General features: G+C 46.1%; 15 protein-coding genes. 8 read left to right on the forward strand and 7 right to left on the reverse strand.

Annotation, left to right across the window (positions count from 1 at the left end; all coding sequences use genetic code 11):
* Positions 1-14: 14 nt before the first annotated feature.
* Positions 15-1,850: a translational GTPase TypA gene (typA, locus tag L1N97_RS03210; protein ID WP_229588436.1), complete on the reverse strand. Its 1,836-nt coding sequence runs from the start codon at positions 1,848-1,850 to the stop codon at positions 15-17.
* Positions 1,851-2,195: 345 nt separating this feature from the next.
* Between typA and glnA the strand changes: the two genes are divergently transcribed.
* From glnA to glnG, 4 genes are all read left to right on the forward strand, one after another.
* Positions 2,196-3,605: a glutamate--ammonia ligase gene (glnA, locus tag L1N97_RS03215; RefSeq protein WP_229588438.1), complete on the forward strand. Its 1,410-nt coding sequence runs from the start codon at positions 2,196-2,198 to the stop codon at positions 3,603-3,605.
* A 131-nt stretch (positions 3,606-3,736) separates the two neighbouring features.
* The gene (locus L1N97_RS03220) at positions 3,737-4,243 is read left to right on the forward strand and encodes a DUF4124 domain-containing protein (protein WP_236128804.1); all 507 of its coding nucleotides are present in this window, start codon (positions 3,737-3,739) and stop codon (positions 4,241-4,243) included.
* Positions 4,244-4,330: 87 nt separating this feature from the next.
* Complete coding sequence (gene glnL, locus L1N97_RS03225) at positions 4,331-5,392, forward strand: nitrogen regulation protein NR(II) (protein WP_236128805.1); 1,062 nt, start codon at positions 4,331-4,333, stop codon at positions 5,390-5,392.
* Positions 5,389-6,801 carry a nitrogen regulation protein NR(I) gene (gene glnG / locus L1N97_RS03230; protein WP_236128806.1) on the forward strand — a complete coding sequence of 471 codons (1,413 nt, stop codon included), beginning with the start codon at positions 5,389-5,391 and terminating at the stop codon, positions 6,799-6,801. Before glnL ends, glnG begins: the two co-directional genes overlap by 4 nt.
* A gap of 32 nt (positions 6,802-6,833) precedes the next feature.
* Here the strand turns inward: glnG and L1N97_RS03235 are convergent, their stop codons facing one another.
* Positions 6,834-7,361 carry a Spy/CpxP family protein refolding chaperone gene (locus tag L1N97_RS03235; RefSeq protein WP_236128807.1) on the reverse strand — a complete coding sequence of 176 codons (528 nt, stop codon included), beginning with the start codon at positions 7,359-7,361 and terminating at the stop codon, positions 6,834-6,836.
* A 138-nt stretch (positions 7,362-7,499) separates the two neighbouring features.
* Between L1N97_RS03235 and L1N97_RS03240 the strand changes: the two genes are divergently transcribed.
* Genes L1N97_RS03240 through L1N97_RS03250 form a run of 3 tightly spaced genes read left to right on the forward strand, consistent with a single transcriptional unit; the run spans position 7,500 to position 10,641 of the window.
* Positions 7,500-8,195, forward strand: coding sequence for a response regulator transcription factor (locus tag L1N97_RS03240; protein WP_236128808.1), 696 nt, complete (start codon positions 7,500-7,502; stop codon positions 8,193-8,195).
* Positions 8,195-9,598: an ATP-binding protein gene (locus L1N97_RS03245; RefSeq protein WP_236128809.1), complete on the forward strand. Its 1,404-nt coding sequence runs from the start codon at positions 8,195-8,197 to the stop codon at positions 9,596-9,598. The genes L1N97_RS03240 and L1N97_RS03245 overlap by 1 nt, the downstream gene beginning before the upstream one ends.
* Entirely contained in the window at positions 9,598-10,641 is a 1,044-nt protein-coding gene (locus L1N97_RS03250; protein WP_236128810.1) for an alpha/beta fold hydrolase, read from the forward strand. The genes L1N97_RS03245 and L1N97_RS03250 overlap by 1 nt, the downstream gene beginning before the upstream one ends.
* Positions 10,642-10,644: 3 nt before the next feature.
* Here the strand turns inward: L1N97_RS03250 and L1N97_RS03255 are convergent, their stop codons facing one another.
* Entirely contained in the window at positions 10,645-11,109 is a 465-nt protein-coding gene (locus L1N97_RS03255) for a tRNA (cytidine(34)-2'-O)-methyltransferase (RefSeq protein ID WP_226749437.1), read from the reverse strand.
* A gap of 169 nt (positions 11,110-11,278) precedes the next feature.
* Between L1N97_RS03255 and L1N97_RS03260 the strand changes: the two genes are divergently transcribed.
* Positions 11,279-13,162 carry a putative bifunctional diguanylate cyclase/phosphodiesterase gene (locus L1N97_RS03260; RefSeq protein ID WP_236128811.1) on the forward strand — a complete coding sequence of 628 codons (1,884 nt, stop codon included), beginning with the start codon at positions 11,279-11,281 and terminating at the stop codon, positions 13,160-13,162.
* Here L1N97_RS03260 and gpsA read toward each other — a convergent pair.
* From gpsA to L1N97_RS03280, 4 genes are read right to left on the reverse strand one after another with little or no spacing between them, the layout of a single operon-like run.
* Complete coding sequence (gene gpsA, locus L1N97_RS03265) at positions 13,152-14,165, reverse strand: NAD(P)H-dependent glycerol-3-phosphate dehydrogenase (RefSeq protein WP_268964527.1); 1,014 nt, start codon at positions 14,163-14,165, stop codon at positions 13,152-13,154. The two genes, L1N97_RS03260 and gpsA, sit on opposite strands and share 11 nt — an antisense overlap.
* Positions 14,165-14,653 carry a protein-export chaperone SecB gene (gene secB, locus L1N97_RS03270; RefSeq protein WP_226749434.1) on the reverse strand — a complete coding sequence of 163 codons (489 nt, stop codon included), beginning with the start codon at positions 14,651-14,653 and terminating at the stop codon, positions 14,165-14,167. The genes gpsA and secB overlap by 1 nt, the downstream gene beginning before the upstream one ends.
* Before the next feature lie 19 nt (positions 14,654-14,672).
* A complete protein-coding gene (grxC, locus tag L1N97_RS03275) occupies positions 14,673-14,930 on the reverse strand; it encodes a glutaredoxin 3 (protein ID WP_226749433.1) in 258 nt (85 codons plus the stop codon).
* 2 nt (positions 14,931-14,932) lie between these two features.
* The gene (locus L1N97_RS03280) at positions 14,933-15,367 is read right to left on the reverse strand and encodes a rhodanese-like domain-containing protein (RefSeq protein WP_226749432.1); all 435 of its coding nucleotides are present in this window, start codon (positions 15,365-15,367) and stop codon (positions 14,933-14,935) included.
* Positions 15,368-15,528 lie beyond the last annotated feature (161 nt).

The raw sequence follows: 15,528 nt of genomic DNA on the forward strand, positions 1-15,528 counted from the left end.
TACGGCTCTACCGATTAATCGGCTTTACGATTTGCACGCTTACGGTCGTTTTCCGTTAAATGACGCTTACGGATCCGGATTGACTTTGGCGTCACTTCAACTAATTCATCGTCGTCAATAAACTCTAACGCTTGCTCTAAAGCATAACGAATAGGTGGTACTAAGTTGATCGCTTCGTCAGTACCTGAAGCACGTACGTTAGTTAACTGCTTGCCTTTTAAACAGTTAACAGTCAGATCGTTGCTACGGCTATGAATACCGATAACCTGACCTTCATACACTTCTTCAGCATGACCAATAAACATACGGCCGCGCTCTTGCAAAGAGAAAATCGCATAACCAGCGGCTTTACCCATCGCATTGGAGATCATCACGCCGTTCATACGTTGACCGATAGAACCGCCTTTATGCGGGCCATAATGGTCAAAGCTGTGGTACATCAAACCGGTACCAGAAGTAATCGTCATAAATTCCGTACGGAAACCGATTAAACCACGACTTGGCATTAGGAAGTCCATACGGTTACGACCTTTACCATCGGGTTGCATGTTGGTCATTTCGGCTTTACGTTCGCCCATCTTTTCCATGATGGTACCTTGATGCTGTTCTTCACAGTCAATGGTCACGTTTTCCATCGGTTCCATTTTCACGCCGTCTATGGTTTTCATAATCACTTCTGGCCGAGACACCGCTAACTCAAAACCTTCACGACGCATGTTTTCAATTAACACACCTAAGTGTAATTCACCACGGCCTGACACTTTGAATTTGTCACCGTCTTCGGTTTCTTCAACGCGTAAAGCGACGTTGTGTTTCAGTTCGTTTTGTAAACGCTCTAAAATCTGACGTGAAGTAACAAACTTACCCTCTTTACCGGCGAAAGGTGAAGTGTTGACTTGGAAAGTCATGGTAACGGTGGGCTCATCAACTTGTAACGCCGGTAAAGGTTCAACCTTAGTGGTGCTACAAATGGTGTCAGAAATTTTTAATTCGCCTAAGCCAGTAAAGGCAACAATATCACCTGCCTGCGCTTCTTGTGTTTCGATACGCTCTAAACCTAAGTAACCGAATACTTGGCCTACTTTGCCGTTACGCTTGGTCCCGTCAGCACCAACGATCGTCACTTGCTGGTTCGGTTTTAATGAACCACGCTTGATACGGCCGATACCGATAATGCCTAAGTAGCTAGAGTAATCTAACTGAGAAACCTGTAATTGGGTTTCGCCATTTAATTCAACGGCTGGAGGGGCAACGTACTTAACGATAGCTTCAAATAAATCTGTGATGTCGTCTTTTTTCACGTCGGCTTCTAATGAAGCCCAGCCATTCAGGCCTGACGCATAAACAATTGGGAAATCTAATTGGTCATCAGAGGCGCCTAAGTTATCGAATAAATCGAAAACTTGGTCGATAACCCAATCTACACGAGCACCTGGCTTATCAACTTTATTGATAACAACGATAGGCTTTAAACCATGAGCAAAGGCTTTTTGTGTTACGAAACGCGTTTGTGGCATGGGGCCTTCAACCGCATCAACTAACAACAATACCGAGTCAGCCATTGATAAAACACGTTCTACTTCACCACCGAAATCAGCGTGTCCTGGTGTATCCAGAATATTGATATGGTAACCGTTCCAACGTACAGAAGTGTTTTTAGCCAGGATAGTAATACCCCGCTCTGACTCCTGCGCGTTTGAATCCATCATCCGTTCTTGTAACTTAGCACGGGCATCGAAGGTTCCGGATTGTTGCAACAGCTTATCAACCATGGTTGTTTTACCGTGGTCGACGTGGGCAATAATAGCGATGTTACGTAATTTATCTAAATATGAAGCGGTAACGCTCATGAATATGTATCCTCTGTGGCACTAGATGACCATAATGACCACCAGGCAAACGCATTTTAAACTTAAGGGCGCGTATTCTACTCTTTATTTGTCTGAAAGAAAAATTCCATGCGCGCTTTTACTGATTTTTTTTCAGGCGGTTAATTTTCCGCTACACTGAAAGCCAGCCCGCGAAGCACCAACTTGATGCAACAAAGCACCACCTTGGTGCAAAGTTATCATTTGGCTGTGCTGATTTTTTTAAATAGTTAATAGATACATAAACTTAGTATGTTGGCATATATCTGGCATTTAACAGGGCAACATACAATACAACTGCTCAAATTGGTTCACTTGGAGGACTGCATGTCTGTAGAAAACGTTCTGAAACTTATCAAAGAAAACGATGTAAAGTTTATCGATCTGCGCTTTACCGATACCAAAGGTAAAGAGCAACACGTCAGTGTACCGGTTAGCCAAATTTCTGAAGAGACATTTGAAGACGGTAAAATGTTTGACGGCTCTTCTATTACCGGTTGGAAAGGCATCAACGATTCAGACATGATTTTAATGCCAGACGCTTCTAGCGCTGTATTAGATCCCTTCTTTGAAGAAACCACGTTAAACATCACTTGTGACGTTATCGAACCTAGCACTATGCAAGGTTATGATCGTGACCCACGTTCAATCGCTCAGCGCGCTGAAGAGTATTTAAAATCAACTGGTATCGCGGATACCGTGTTGTTTGGCCCTGAACCAGAATTCTTTATGTTTGACGACGTGCGTTTCCACACCGACATGTCAGGTTCATTCTTCAAACTGAACTCTACTGAAGCCGCGTGGAACTCAGGCACGAGTTATGAAGAAGGTAACAAAGGTCACCGTCCGGGTGTGAAAGGCGGTTATTTCCCGTTACCACCAGTAGATTCAGGCCATGATATTCGTAGTGCTATGTGTATGGTGCTTGAAGAGATGGGCCAAGTTGTTGAAGCGCATCACCACGAAGTGGCAACTGCGGGTCAAAACGAAATCGCAACGCGTTTCAATACATTGACTAAAAAAGCAGATGAAGTTCAACAGCTTAAGTATGTAATTCACAACGTAGCACATATGTACGGCAAAACAGTTACCTTTATGCCTAAGCCATTAGTTGGTGATAACGGTTCTGGTATGCACTGTCACCAGTCTCTAGCGAAAGATGGCGTTAACCTGTTCGCAGGTGACAAATACGCTGGCTTGTCTGAAATCGCACTTTATTACATCGGCGGTATCATTAAGCACGCTAAAGCCATCAATGCGTTCACTAACCCGTCTACTAACTCTTACAAGCGTTTAGTGCCACATTTCGAAGCGCCTGTGATGTTAGCGTACTCAGCGCGTAACCGTTCTGCGTCAATCCGTATCCCTCTGGTACCTAGTGCAAAAGCACGTCGTATCGAGTGTCGTTTCCCGGATCCAGCAGCTAACCCATACTTAGCCTTCACTGCACAATTGATGGCCGGTTTAGACGGTATTCAAAACAAGATCCATCCTGGCGATTCAATGGATAAAGATCTGTATGACTTACCAGCAGAAGAAGCAGCCAACATCCCACAAGTGGCGACCTCTTTAGATGAAGCGTTAAACGAATTAGACAAAAACCGCGCGATCTTCACTAAGGGCGGCGTTATGTCTGACGAAATGATTGATGCTTATATTGGTATCAAGCGTGCAGAAGCCCGCAAAGTCGCAATGGCTGTGCACCCGCTTGAATTTGAATTGTATTACAGCGTGTAATATCAGTTAATTAAGCTTTATCTGTGCATTAAAAGCTCACTTCGGTGAGCTTTTTTTTGTAGAATATTTAAGTATTTCAGGCTAAAGTTAAAAGAAGCGTCAGGAAGACGGAACTTAGGAATAAAGCATTAATGAAATTACTTTGGCTATCACTGACACTATTACTCGTCGCCAGCTCAACCTTGGCGCAAGAAAAGAAGATCTTTGTCGGTCGTGATGCCAATGGTGTTTTGGTTTTTTCAGATAGCCCGTTACCCGGCTCAGAAGAAGTCAGTTTGCAGAGCCGGCCGAATATCATGGAAGCAACCGACACACGCTTACCTGAAAAAAAGCCTCCCGCGCCTGAGCCCTACACTGTCTCAATTACCCAACCTGAAAATGAAGCCACCGTTCGCGACAACACCGGCTCAGTTTATATCTCCGGCCGTATCAGTCCCCGTTTTCAGCGTGGCTTTCGCGTTAGGCTATTATTCGATGGTAAAGCGCATGGCGAGCCACAGAACAGTGCGGTATTTGTGTTGCGTGATGTTGATCGCGGAGAACACAATGTACAAATCGAACTTCTAGACCAAAACGGCAAGCTAATTGCAACAAGTCCTCTTACCATCTTCTATATGCATAGAACTCGTATAAATTAACCAAATTAGTGCATTGTCAGTGAAATTCAGGTTGTTCTGAGTTAAGCTTCACTTCCATAGCACCAAATTGGTGCAATAGGTAAGTTTATGACTCAGGACTCGTTTGCGATATCACTGGTTGATCAGCTCACTACCGCGGTAATGGTGTTAGATGAAACGCTCAGCGTGTGTTATTTTAATACCGCCAGCTGTGCCGTTTTAGGCCTTGGCGAAAAAAAGCTTAAGCAACAGTTCTTTCCCGGTTTATTTCAACACATCGATTTAAAAGCCAATCATTTGTATAACGCGATGCAAAGCAAACAAGCTTTTAGCGTCAGTGACGTACAGGCAGTATTAATTGATGGTCGTCATTTATTATTAGATATCTCAGTTACTATTATTGAGCAACAGCCGATATATTTGCTGCTAGAGCTGCGCCAAGTTGATCATCAACGTAAGATCAGTATGGAAAGCTTGCAACAACACCAGCATCTGGCCGCGCGTGAATTGATCCGAGGTTTAGCCCATGAAATTAAAAACCCTTTAGGCGGTTTACGGGGTGCTGCGCAGTTGCTAGAAGAGTCATTGGATGATGAGCAAAAAGAATACACCCAACTGATTATCGCCCAAGCGGATCGTCTTCGTAATTTAGTCGACCGTTTGCTCGGTCCTTATCGGCCCCCAAGTTTACAGCAAAGTAATTTGCACCAGGTTGCCGAACAAGTTCTTAAACTGGCGAACATGGATAACCCGCAGCAAATTTATTTTCAACGTGATTACGATCCCAGTATTCCGGATTTTATGTTCGATCCTGAATTGTTAGAACAAGCCTTATTAAATATCGTACGAAATGCACAACAAGCACTCGTCGATGGCGGCCAAATCACGCTACAAAGCCGTATCTTGCATCAGCACACCCTGCACGGTAAGCGTTATAAGCTGGTTGCCTGCATTAAAGTTATCGATAACGGCCCGGGTATACCCGTGGCCATTCGCGACACACTGTTTTATCCAATGGTCAGCGGCAAAGCGGGTGGCACAGGCTTAGGCTTATCCATTGCGCAAACGCTGATCCATCAACAACGCGGTTGGATTGACTGTGAAAGCTGGCCGGGACATACCGGTTTTATGATTTATTTACCTATTTCAGACTGTGAGGATGATGTATGAATCAATTTGTCTGGATAATTGATGACGATAATTCTATTCGTTGGGTCTTAGAAAAAGCCCTAGCCCGCACCGATATCCAATGTGAAAGCTTTGCCTCAGCCGATTTAATGCTGCAACGCTTAGAGTATGAACAACCGGCGGTCGTTGTATCGGATATTCGGATGCCCGGTACAGATGGCATGGCGTTACTTAGCAAGTTGCAAGAACTTAGCCCGGATTTACCCGTGATAATTATGACGGCGCATTCTGACCTAGACAGCGCAGTCAACGCCTTTAAACGAGGTGCTTTTGAATACTTGCCTAAGCCCTTTGATGTTAACGATGCCGTCGCTCTGATCAGTCGCGCTTTAGAGCACAGCAAAAATCAATTAGCCAAACAGCAACCGCTGCCACCGGCACTCAACCCAGAGATTATTGGTGAAGCGCCTGCCATGCAGGAAGTGTTTCGTGCTATTGGTCGCTTAGCTCGCTCCAGTATCAGTGTACTGATTAATGGGCAGTCGGGTACCGGTAAAGAATTGGTTGCGCGCGCCTTACATAAACACAGCCCCCGCTCAGAAAAACCCTTTATTGCCTTGAATATGGCTGCGATCCCAAAAGATCTGATTGAATCAGAGCTATTTGGTCATGAAAAAGGCGCGTTTACCGGGGCCAATACGCAACGGAAAGGGCGTTTTGAACAAGCCGATAGCGGTACCTTATTTCTGGATGAAATTGGCGATATGCCGCTTGATGTGCAAACACGTCTATTACGGGTATTAGCCGATGGCCAATTTTACCGGGTCGGCGGTCATCAGGCTGTCGGGGTAGATGTCCGTATTATTGCTGCCACCCATCAAAATTTAGAATTGCTGGCCCAAGAAGGTAAGTTTCGTGAGGATTTATTCCATCGCTTAAACGTGATCCGCGTGCATTTACCTACCCTAAAAGAGCGCCGCCAGGATATTGCTAAGCTGGCACGCCACTTTTTGCAGCAAGCCGCAACGGAACTTAATGTTGAAGCGAAAACGCTGAGTAAAGAAGCGGAATTATTTCTGACCGATTTAGATTGGCCAGGTAACGTGCGGCAATTAGAAAACACCTGTCGTTGGCTCACCGTGATGGCCAGTGGCAAACATATTGTGGTGGCCGATATGCCGCCAGAATTAACTCAAAGCGGCAAAAACAGTTATAACTCGGTTACCGACGCAGTTCATGGTGATTGGCAAAGCTTGCTCGCGCAATGGGTGACGGAACGCTTAGCCGCAGGAGAAGAAAATATCTTGGCCGAAGCAGGCCCAGCTTTTGAGAAGATTGTGTTAAAGCAGGCGCTGCATCATACGCATGGTCATAAACAAGAAGCCGCGCGCAAATTAGGCTGGGGTCGAAATACGCTAACGCGCAAATTAAAAGAGCTGGGCGTCGAATAGACGCCCAGCTGATGATTTAAGCAGAACGTGCTTTAAGCTGAGCGTTCTGCTTTGGCACGACGGCCCTCATGTTTACCTTCACCATCGCGGCCTTCACCTTTAGTGCGGCGTTCTTCACGTTGGTTTTTCAATTGCTCACGTTGCGCAACGGTTAAGATCTGGTTGATTTGATGACGTAATTGCAGTGCATGCAACTGACGTTCTTCATGCTTAGCTCGACGCTTTTCTAGCAACAGTTTTGCCGTTGTTTCATCAAACTGTGGCGCGTCCATCAGTGCTTGCCAAGCTTGCTTGTCGGCCGCTCGCTCTGCGGCATCGCCCTGATTAGCCCGATGTTCGGCTAAGACAGCCGCAACGGCTTGCTTTTGTTCAGCAGACAAATCTAAGCTGGCTAACTGGCGCTTTAGCATGGCACCCGGTGCCATTTGTTGGCGCTTTTGTTGTTGCTGTTTATGTTGATGCGGTGCTTTTTCTGCTGAGTCTGGTGCTGCAGCCATGCTTGCAGTAGAAAAGGCGACTAGGGTGCTCAGGGTAAGTAATAAGGTTTTCGCTTTCATCATTTGCTCTCCGCTTAGTTGACTATTACAGCTTAACTCAGCCAATGCAAAGCAACGCAAAGGACAGGTAAAGATTCTGTAAAGAGCCTGACAGTCTGAAAGTGACCACGTAAACTGACCTAAAGCAACAGGAGGAGTAGCATGCCAAAGATCTTGATGATTGATGACGACACTGAACTGTGTCAATTAGTGGCGGAATATCTCGCACTAGATGGGTTAAGTTTCGAAGCAGTACACGATGGCCAAGCTGGGCTTGAACGTATTCAAACTGCTGCAGCCGATCTGATTTTATTAGATGTTATGCTACCCACTTTAGATGGCTTATCGGTATTAAAAGCATTACGGGCCGGCCCTTATTGCCCCGTGTTAATGCTAACCGCCCGGGGAGATGACATCGACCGGATTCTGGGTTTAGAACTCGGTGCTGATGATTATTTGGCCAAACCGTTCAATCCACGAGAATTGGTCGCCCGCATTAAGGCCATCTTACGCCGAGTTGAATTACTGCAACAAGAGCCGAGTCATGCAGTAAGCCTTTTACATATTAATGATTTGAGTTTAAACACACAAAATCGCCAAGTATTGTGCGCAGAACATCCGGTGAGCCTCACTGCCACCGAGTTTCAGTTACTGGAAATGCTGATGCGCAAAGCAGGCGAAGTGATTTCTAAAGAAGAGTTGAGCAAAGTGGTGCTCGGTCGCCGATTACAAATGTATGATCGCAGTTTAGATATGCACATTAGTAATATTCGAAAAAAACTGGCGCAATTTAGTCCAAACGAAAAAATTCAAACCCTGCGGGGCAGTGGTTATTTATTCTTAAGTGATGGTCACTGATGAAATTACACTGGCTTAACCCGGTTAACTCGCTAGCCGGTCGCATCTTTATCTGGTTTTGGTTAGTGCTGATCCTGACGGTATCAAGCACCTTATTTTTAAGTCGACAATTACTTGAAGATACCAAAATTCATCGCTTACCCAATAACATTGTCACGCAATTACAACAGCAGGTGAAACAATTTCATCGCGCCGAGTCGGTCGACAAGCTGCTCCGTTACTTACAGCGGCAACAAGATCCACGCTGGGTCGTCGTTGATTTAGCGCAAAATCAGGTATTAACACCCGATGCCTTACCTCGTAACTTTGATCAAAACTGGTTGTTTGAATTAAACCAGCTTAATCGGCCACGGCTGTTGCGGCATAATAATATGCATCTAGCGGGGCCTTTTATGCTAGAAATCGGCGAACAAACCCTGGCCCTTTACCAACAGCGTAATATGCCGAGTCAACCTTGGTGGAGCCTGCGCGGTTTATCCGAACCCATTCTGGTGCTGCTACTGCTCTTAACCTCGGCGGCAGCCAGCTTTATCTTAGCCATTTCCATTTCTAAGCCATTACGTGAACTGGTGCAACAAAATCTGTTGTTCGCTTCCGGTAAGTTGGATAGCCGAGTGCCACGTTTAGCAAAACGTAAAGATGAACTAGGCCAACTTGGCCGCAGTTTTAATACCATGGCCGAGCGGATCAGCGCCTTATTGCATAATCAGCAACGCTTGATGCGGGATATATCACATGAATTACGCTCACCTTTAGCGCGCGCGCAGTTGGTATTGGGTTTAACCGAACGCCAGCAAGATCTGCAACAATTACCGCGTTTAAAAAATGAATTAGAGCGGCTCGATATGATGCTTGACGAATTATTAACCTACAGTCGCTTAGACGCAGGGCAATACCAACTGGATATCCATGCCTGTGATTTGGTCGCGTTAACCGAAGATGTGCTGCATTTAAATCAAGTCGATGCCGATGCTAAACAGCAACAATTACGCTTTGTTGGCCCAGAGCAACTGTGGCTGCAAGCCGATAGCCGCCTGTTAGGCCGTGCCATTGAAAATATTTTACGGAATGCGCTTAAATACAGCCCCGAGCAAAGCACTATTGAATGCAGCATAAGTACGCAGGCTAGCAGCGTAACCTTAAATATTCGCGATCATGGTCCAGGGATCCCAGCAGAGCAGCTCGACAAAATCTTTTTACCGTTTTATCGGATCAGTGATAGCCGCACCAGCACCACCGGCGGTACGGGTTTAGGTTTAGCCATCGTGGCACAAATTATTCGCCAGCACCAAGGTGAGGTTGTGGCTAGCCTGCCCTCTGGTGCGGGCTTGCAAGTCAGTGTTACACTGCCGCTAACGCAACAACCGCCCACAGCGAAAACGGACGAACACGAAACAACCTAATGGCAGACGTTACTTTTAACCCGATCCAGCCGCTTGCCACTGAACAGCAGTTAGCCAAACACTGGCCAGACACCTTATTGCCGTTTTGGCGACAAATGCAACACGGCCAATTTGCTGGGGTGGCCGGTGTGCCGATACATTATAGCTATCATTTAACTCCCGGTGCGCACACGGCGTGGGTGATCAGTAGTGGCCGCATTGAAACGGCAATTAAATACAGCGAATTAATGCTCGAATTAACGACTGCCGGTTATAGCGTGTTTATTTTAGATCATCGCGGACAGGGGCGTTCCGGTCGCATGTTACCCGACTCACAACTGGGCTATGTTGCAGATTTTGCAGATTATCAGCACGATCTGGAAAGCTTTTTACGGCAAGTGGTCAAACCGGCGGCCCATCAAAAACATGTATTGCTAGCCCATTCAATGGGCGCAGCTATTGCCGCAGGCTTAATTACTCAGCCACCTTGGCAAGAATGGCAGTCGTTTTTCTGCGCCGCGATCCTTTGCTCGCCGATGTTCGGTATTTATACTGGCAAGGTACCTTCTAACGTAGCTGAACCGCTCGCCCAGCTTTATTGCCAGTTACGGCGCTGGTGGCAGCCTAATGCGCCGCGTTATTTTCCGATGCAGTTAGCTTACAAAGATAAAGCCTTTGCCAATAATGAATTAACTCATAGCCAAGCACGCTATCAAGCTTTACGTCATTGTTATCAAACCGAGCCGCAACTGCAACTGGGTGGCGTAACATGCGCTTGGTTACATCAAGCTATTCTGGCGATGAAACGCTTACGCCGCAGCGCGCAACACTGCCAAACACCGGTCTTGTTGTTACAAGCCGGCGCCGATCAAGTGGTGGCTAACCGCGCGCAACAGGCTTGGTTTAAGCAATTACCCACAGCGCTACCACATAGCTTTAAGATAATTGAAGGTGCCAAGCACGAGCTTTTAATGGAGCAAGACAACTTACGCCAACAAGCCTTGGCTCACATCAATCAGTTTTTACAACAGCTGCCCACTCACGCGAACAACGCGCTGAAATAAGGCTTAAACCCCCGCCAGAAAATCATGCTGTCGCCACGCTTCGTAGCTGACAATCGCGACACTATTGGCCAAATTTAAGCTGCGCGCACCCGCCTGCATGGGAATACGAATTTTCTGCTCGCTGGGTAATTGATCGCGTACTGCATCAGGTAACCCGCTGGTTTCAGAGCCAAACAACAACACGTCATCTGGCTGATATTGCACTTGATGGTAAAAGCGCGTGCCTTTAGTGGTGACTGCATAAATACGTCGCCCCTGCATCGCCTCAGCAAATTGCTGATAATTGGCATAGCGCGTAACACGGGTTAAGTCGTGATAATCTAAACCGGCGCGGCGTAGTTTTTTCTCTTCAAAATCAAAGCCCATCGGTTCAATGATATGCAATTGACAGCCATTATTCGCCACTAAACGAATAATATTGCCCGTATTCGGTGCAATCCGCGGTTCAAACAATGCCACATGAAACATTACTAATTAATCCTTGTTGTCTTTGTAGTACAAAGGTACTATCGTGAGTTGACCACGCAATGCGTACTGCTAGAAATCCAACTGTTATTTTTAGTTTACACACTGTACCCGCTGAGCAAAAAGCTCTATAGTTAAAGTTGGTCAGAAATTAACCTAGGAAAGTTTCGCAATGACCCACCTTAAAAGCACGTTTTGCTTAGCGTTATTTAGTATCAGTTTGCCTGCTGCAGCGGCAAACCAGCCTTTTATGGAAGGCGCCTTTTTGCTCTTTACCTTGACGATCTGTCTGCTGGTAGTGGCCTTGATCTTAACCATGCGCAGCTTGGCGATAAAAAGCCATAAGCTCAAGCAATTTCGCACCAGTTTTAGTGATCTGCTCAGTGAAACTTCAGGTGTTATTGCTGTATTGGATAAAAACTTGGTGCTGCGTAATGGTAGCGGCACGCTAAAGCGTTTATTAAAAGCCGATGACAGCGCAACCATTTCTGCTCCGCTTAATTTATATGCCGATCCGGATGGCAAAACATTACTGGATAACGACATTAAACTGGCTTTACGCACAAATGGAAAGTGGCAAGGCGAAGCCTGGCTATTAAATGAGCGGCAACGCGAAGCCTTTGAGCTCAGCATTCACAGTGTGCAGCCAGATAACGTGCGTAATACAACTTACCTTATGTATGGCCAAAACATCAGCGAACTGCGCAAAGAAAATCAATTACAGTTGCAGCAACAAACCCGTGATAGTTTGACCTTATTGCCCAATAACAAAGTGTTTGATGAATTACTGAAAATGGTATTACAAAGCTGTGATGCCCATTATCCTTCAGCCGCAGTCATTTTTATTCATTTAACACCCAGCTATGGCAGCGAGCACAACGAAGCCAAATTACAGCAACAACTCCCCGAAATTGCGGCCAAGCTACAACAGGTGCTGCCACGTAAACTGCTGTTAGCTCGCTATAAAACCGATGGCTTTGTGGTATTAGTACCGCCCCATCTGTGTAACCACAACAGCAGCATTTATTTAAACCAGCTAGCACACAAAATTCTAGCCGGCATTAATCAGCCTGGCAGCGATGATGGCAAGGCTATAGAGATTATTGCCCACTTAGGTATCAGTATCAGCCCGAACGACGGTATCGATGCCGAAAGCCTCTTGAACAGTGCTGAAAAAGCGGCGCATAAAGCTTCGCAACAAGGCCAAAACAATCTGTGCTTTGCCGATAGCGGCAGCCAAGAGCAAGCCCCAGATTATTTAGCCATGGAAACAGAATTATATCGCAGTGCTGCCCAAGGTGAATTTGAGTTGTATTATCAACCTAAGTTCAGCATTAGCAGTAATCGGATTATTGGTTACGAAGCCCTGCTACGCTGGCCTAGCCCACGTCGCGGCATGTTACCGCCACCAACCTTTATGCCCTTGGTAGAAGAAACAGGCCTCATTATTAGTTTGGATCGCCTGGTGTTCCGTAAAGCCTGTCAGCAAGTGAAATACTGGCAACAAACCGGTTTAATGCGTGGCCGTTTAGCACTGAACATTTCTAACCAACAATTTGAGCAAGCTGACTTCTTGCGCTTTATGCAAAATACCTTGCAAGATGCCGAGGTTAGCGCCAGTTTATTTGAATTAGAATTACCGGAGACGATTTTTACTCAACCCACGGTGTGGTTGCGTGAGCGGATGCATAGCTTGGATAAGATGGGCTTTCGTTTAATTTTAGATAACTTTGGTGAAGGGGTGTCCTCTTTAACCCAGTTACGGCAACATCCGTTGCATGGTGTGAAATTATCGCCTACGCTCACCAAGTATATTGAACAGCAAGAACAGCAACGAAATATCTGCGCAACGTTAATCCGCTTAGCCAATTACTTGACTCTGGATGTTACCGCGACCAATATCGAAACAGAGATGCAGGCGTATTTACTGCATGTGATGGGCTGTGATAATCAGCAAGGCCACCGCTTTAGTAAAGCCGTGCCCGCTGATGAAATTGGTCAATTATTGCTAAAAGAAAATAACCTGCTGAACAACACGAACCTGGCTAGTGGCTAGTTTCGTCTTTGCGCTCGCGGCCTAACAAGTGTTGGGCTGCTAAGCGCGCATCCTTACCTTCATACAACACCTTGTAAACTTGCTCTGTAATGGGCATTTCCACGCCCATACGTGCAGCTAAGTTAAACACTTCTTTGGTATTGCGGTAACCTTCAACCACTTGGCCGATGCTCTCAATGGCTTCAGCGACGGACTTACCCTCGCCTAACAATAAGCCGAAACGCCGATTACGTGATTGATTGTCGGTGCAGGTTAAGACTAAATCGCCTAACCCGGCCATACCCATAAAGGTATCTTTTTGCGCTCCCATAGCACAGCCTAAACGACACATCTCGGCTAAACCACGGGTGATCAGTGCAGTGCGCGCATTGGCACCAAAGCCAATGCCATCGGCCATACCTGCGCCAATGGCGATAACATTTTTTACCGCACCGCCCAACTGCACGCCAATAAAATCGGGGTTGGTATAAACGCGAAACGTTTTCGCGCAGTGCAGTAAATCAGACAATTCTTGAATAAAAACAGGATCGCTGGAAGATAACGAAATAGCAGTAGGCAAACCTGCGGCCATCTCTTTAGCAAAGGTGGGGCCGGATAACACCGCTAAGGCAATTTGTTCACCCAAGATATCGCGGGCGACATCTTGTAATAAACGCCCAGTATCAGGCTCTAAGCCTTTTGTGGCCCAAGCCACTCGGGATTTTGCAGTGAGTAATGGCTTAATTTGCTGAAGCGTAGCGGCAAAAGCATGACTAGGTACGACCATCAAAATATCATTGCTCGTTTGCACGGCAGCCGTTAAATCAGCGGTCACTTGCAAAGTTTTCGGTAAGGCAATGCCAGGCAGATATTTTTGGTTTTCACCCTGTTGCTGCATTAAAGCCATTTCGGCAGCGTTACGACCCCACAAGGTAATGGGGTTGCCGTTACGCGCCAAACAAATAGCCAGCGCGGTGCCGTAAGACCCCGCGCCAATAACGGTAATAGCAGAAGGCTGCAACATTACGCGTTCAGTTGTGGTGATTCAGCCTGACGTTGCTGCAAATATTGCGCAAATAAGGCATCAAAATTCACTGGCGCTAAGTTTAACTGTGGGAAAGTACCACGGTTAACTAAGTTTGAAACCGCTTCACGGGCATAAGGGAACAGAATGTTCGGGCAGAATGACGCCAACATGTGAGCCATTTGCGCTTCTTCCATTTCACCAATAGAGAAGATACCCGCCTGTTGCACTTCGCATAAGAAAGCTGTTTCATCACCGACAGTGGTGGTTACTGTTAAAGATAAAATAACTTGATAGACGTTATCTTCAATTTTGTCGCTGCGGGTATCCAGATCTAACTTAACTTCTGGTTTCCATTCTTTACGGAAAATAGCAGGTGCGTTTGGTGCTTCAAATGAAACATCCTTAACAAAAATACGCTGAATGGCAAATTGTAGACCCTGTGCAGTTTGATCTGCTGCAACGCCGTTTGCTTGTTGTTCGGCCATGATAAATCCTATGTTAATGTTATGCTTGTAGTAATGAGTCGAGTTTGCCAGCTGATTCCAGCGCAAACATATCGTCGCAACCGCCAATGTGCTGATTGGCAATAAAAATTTGTGGTACGGTACTGCGTCCACCGGCGCGTTCGATCATTTCAGCTCGACGCTCGGTTTCAACATCAATTCTGACTTCTTGATACGCAACTTTCTTCTCGCGTAATAACATGATAGCCCGAACACAATAAGGACAATACGCCTTAGTGTAAATAGTCACTTCTGCCATTATTACCTCTTCGATTTCACTACGGGTAAGCTAGCGCCTGTCCAAGCACTCATACCACCTTGTAGCGTAGAGACTTTGGTAAAGCCTTGCTTAGCCAGAGCTGATGCCGCTCGATTTGCGGTCATGCCGGTTTGACATACTACAATAATGGGCGCATCTTTTTGCTTTTCAAGGCCTGCCAGCTGTTGCTTATCAATTTGTGCCTGCGTTAGGTGCTTAGCATCGGTAATATGACCTTTAGCAAACTCAGCTTCTGTGCGGATATCGACTACCACGGCATTTTCACGGTTTACCGCTAAAGTCAGTTGGGTTGGCGACACCGGCTTAATGGCAGAGAGCAACGAACTGATCCAGCTGCCCACAATTAACACCACCAATAATGCCCAAACGCCGCTCAGCAGCGGATGATTGCTGATAAATTCGATAACTTGATCCATAACGTCAATATTCTTCTCGTTGAAAACAAAACAGCGCTGAGTATACCGATTTTACATAAAATCCACAGCTAAAAATCGGCCTAAAAGCACTCAGCAAGCGTTAGAAAACGAATGATCACTGGAGAATTAACAAAAAATCGGTAAGATAATGGCTCATCCTC

This window comes from Rheinheimera sp. UJ63, from assembly GCF_021568285.1.
Lineage (GTDB): Bacteria > Pseudomonadota > Gammaproteobacteria > Enterobacterales > Alteromonadaceae > Alishewanella > Alishewanella maricola.

Excerpts from the sequence above, each read along its gene's own strand:
- typA (WP_229588436.1), bottom strand. The coding sequence starts at position 1,850 with ATGAGCGTTACCGCTTCATATTTAGATAAATTACGTAACATCGCTATT.
- glnA (WP_229588438.1), top strand. The coding sequence starts at position 2,196 with ATGTCTGTAGAAAACGTTCTGAAACTTATCAAAGAAAACGATGTAAAG.
- L1N97_RS03220 (WP_236128804.1), top strand. The coding sequence starts at position 3,737 with ATGAAATTACTTTGGCTATCACTGACACTATTACTCGTCGCCAGCTCA.
- glnL (WP_236128805.1), top strand. The coding sequence starts at position 4,331 with ATGACTCAGGACTCGTTTGCGATATCACTGGTTGATCAGCTCACTACC.
- glnG (WP_236128806.1), top strand. The coding sequence starts at position 5,389 with ATGAATCAATTTGTCTGGATAATTGATGACGATAATTCTATTCGTTGG.
- L1N97_RS03235 (WP_236128807.1), bottom strand. The coding sequence starts at position 7,361 with ATGATGAAAGCGAAAACCTTATTACTTACCCTGAGCACCCTAGTCGCC.
- L1N97_RS03240 (WP_236128808.1), top strand. The coding sequence starts at position 7,500 with ATGCCAAAGATCTTGATGATTGATGACGACACTGAACTGTGTCAATTA.
- L1N97_RS03245 (WP_236128809.1), top strand. The coding sequence starts at position 8,195 with ATGAAATTACACTGGCTTAACCCGGTTAACTCGCTAGCCGGTCGCATC.
- L1N97_RS03250 (WP_236128810.1), top strand. The coding sequence starts at position 9,598 with ATGGCAGACGTTACTTTTAACCCGATCCAGCCGCTTGCCACTGAACAG.
- L1N97_RS03255 (WP_226749437.1), bottom strand. The coding sequence starts at position 11,109 with ATGTTTCATGTGGCATTGTTTGAACCGCGGATTGCACCGAATACGGGC.
- L1N97_RS03260 (WP_236128811.1), top strand. The coding sequence starts at position 11,279 with ATGACCCACCTTAAAAGCACGTTTTGCTTAGCGTTATTTAGTATCAGT.
- gpsA (WP_268964527.1), bottom strand. The coding sequence starts at position 14,165 with ATGTTGCAGCCTTCTGCTATTACCGTTATTGGCGCGGGGTCTTACGGC.
- secB (WP_226749434.1), bottom strand. The coding sequence starts at position 14,653 with ATGGCCGAACAACAAGCAAACGGCGTTGCAGCAGATCAAACTGCACAG.
- grxC (WP_226749433.1), bottom strand. The coding sequence starts at position 14,930 with ATGGCAGAAGTGACTATTTACACTAAGGCGTATTGTCCTTATTGTGTT.
- L1N97_RS03280 (WP_226749432.1), bottom strand. The coding sequence starts at position 15,367 with ATGGATCAAGTTATCGAATTTATCAGCAATCATCCGCTGCTGAGCGGC.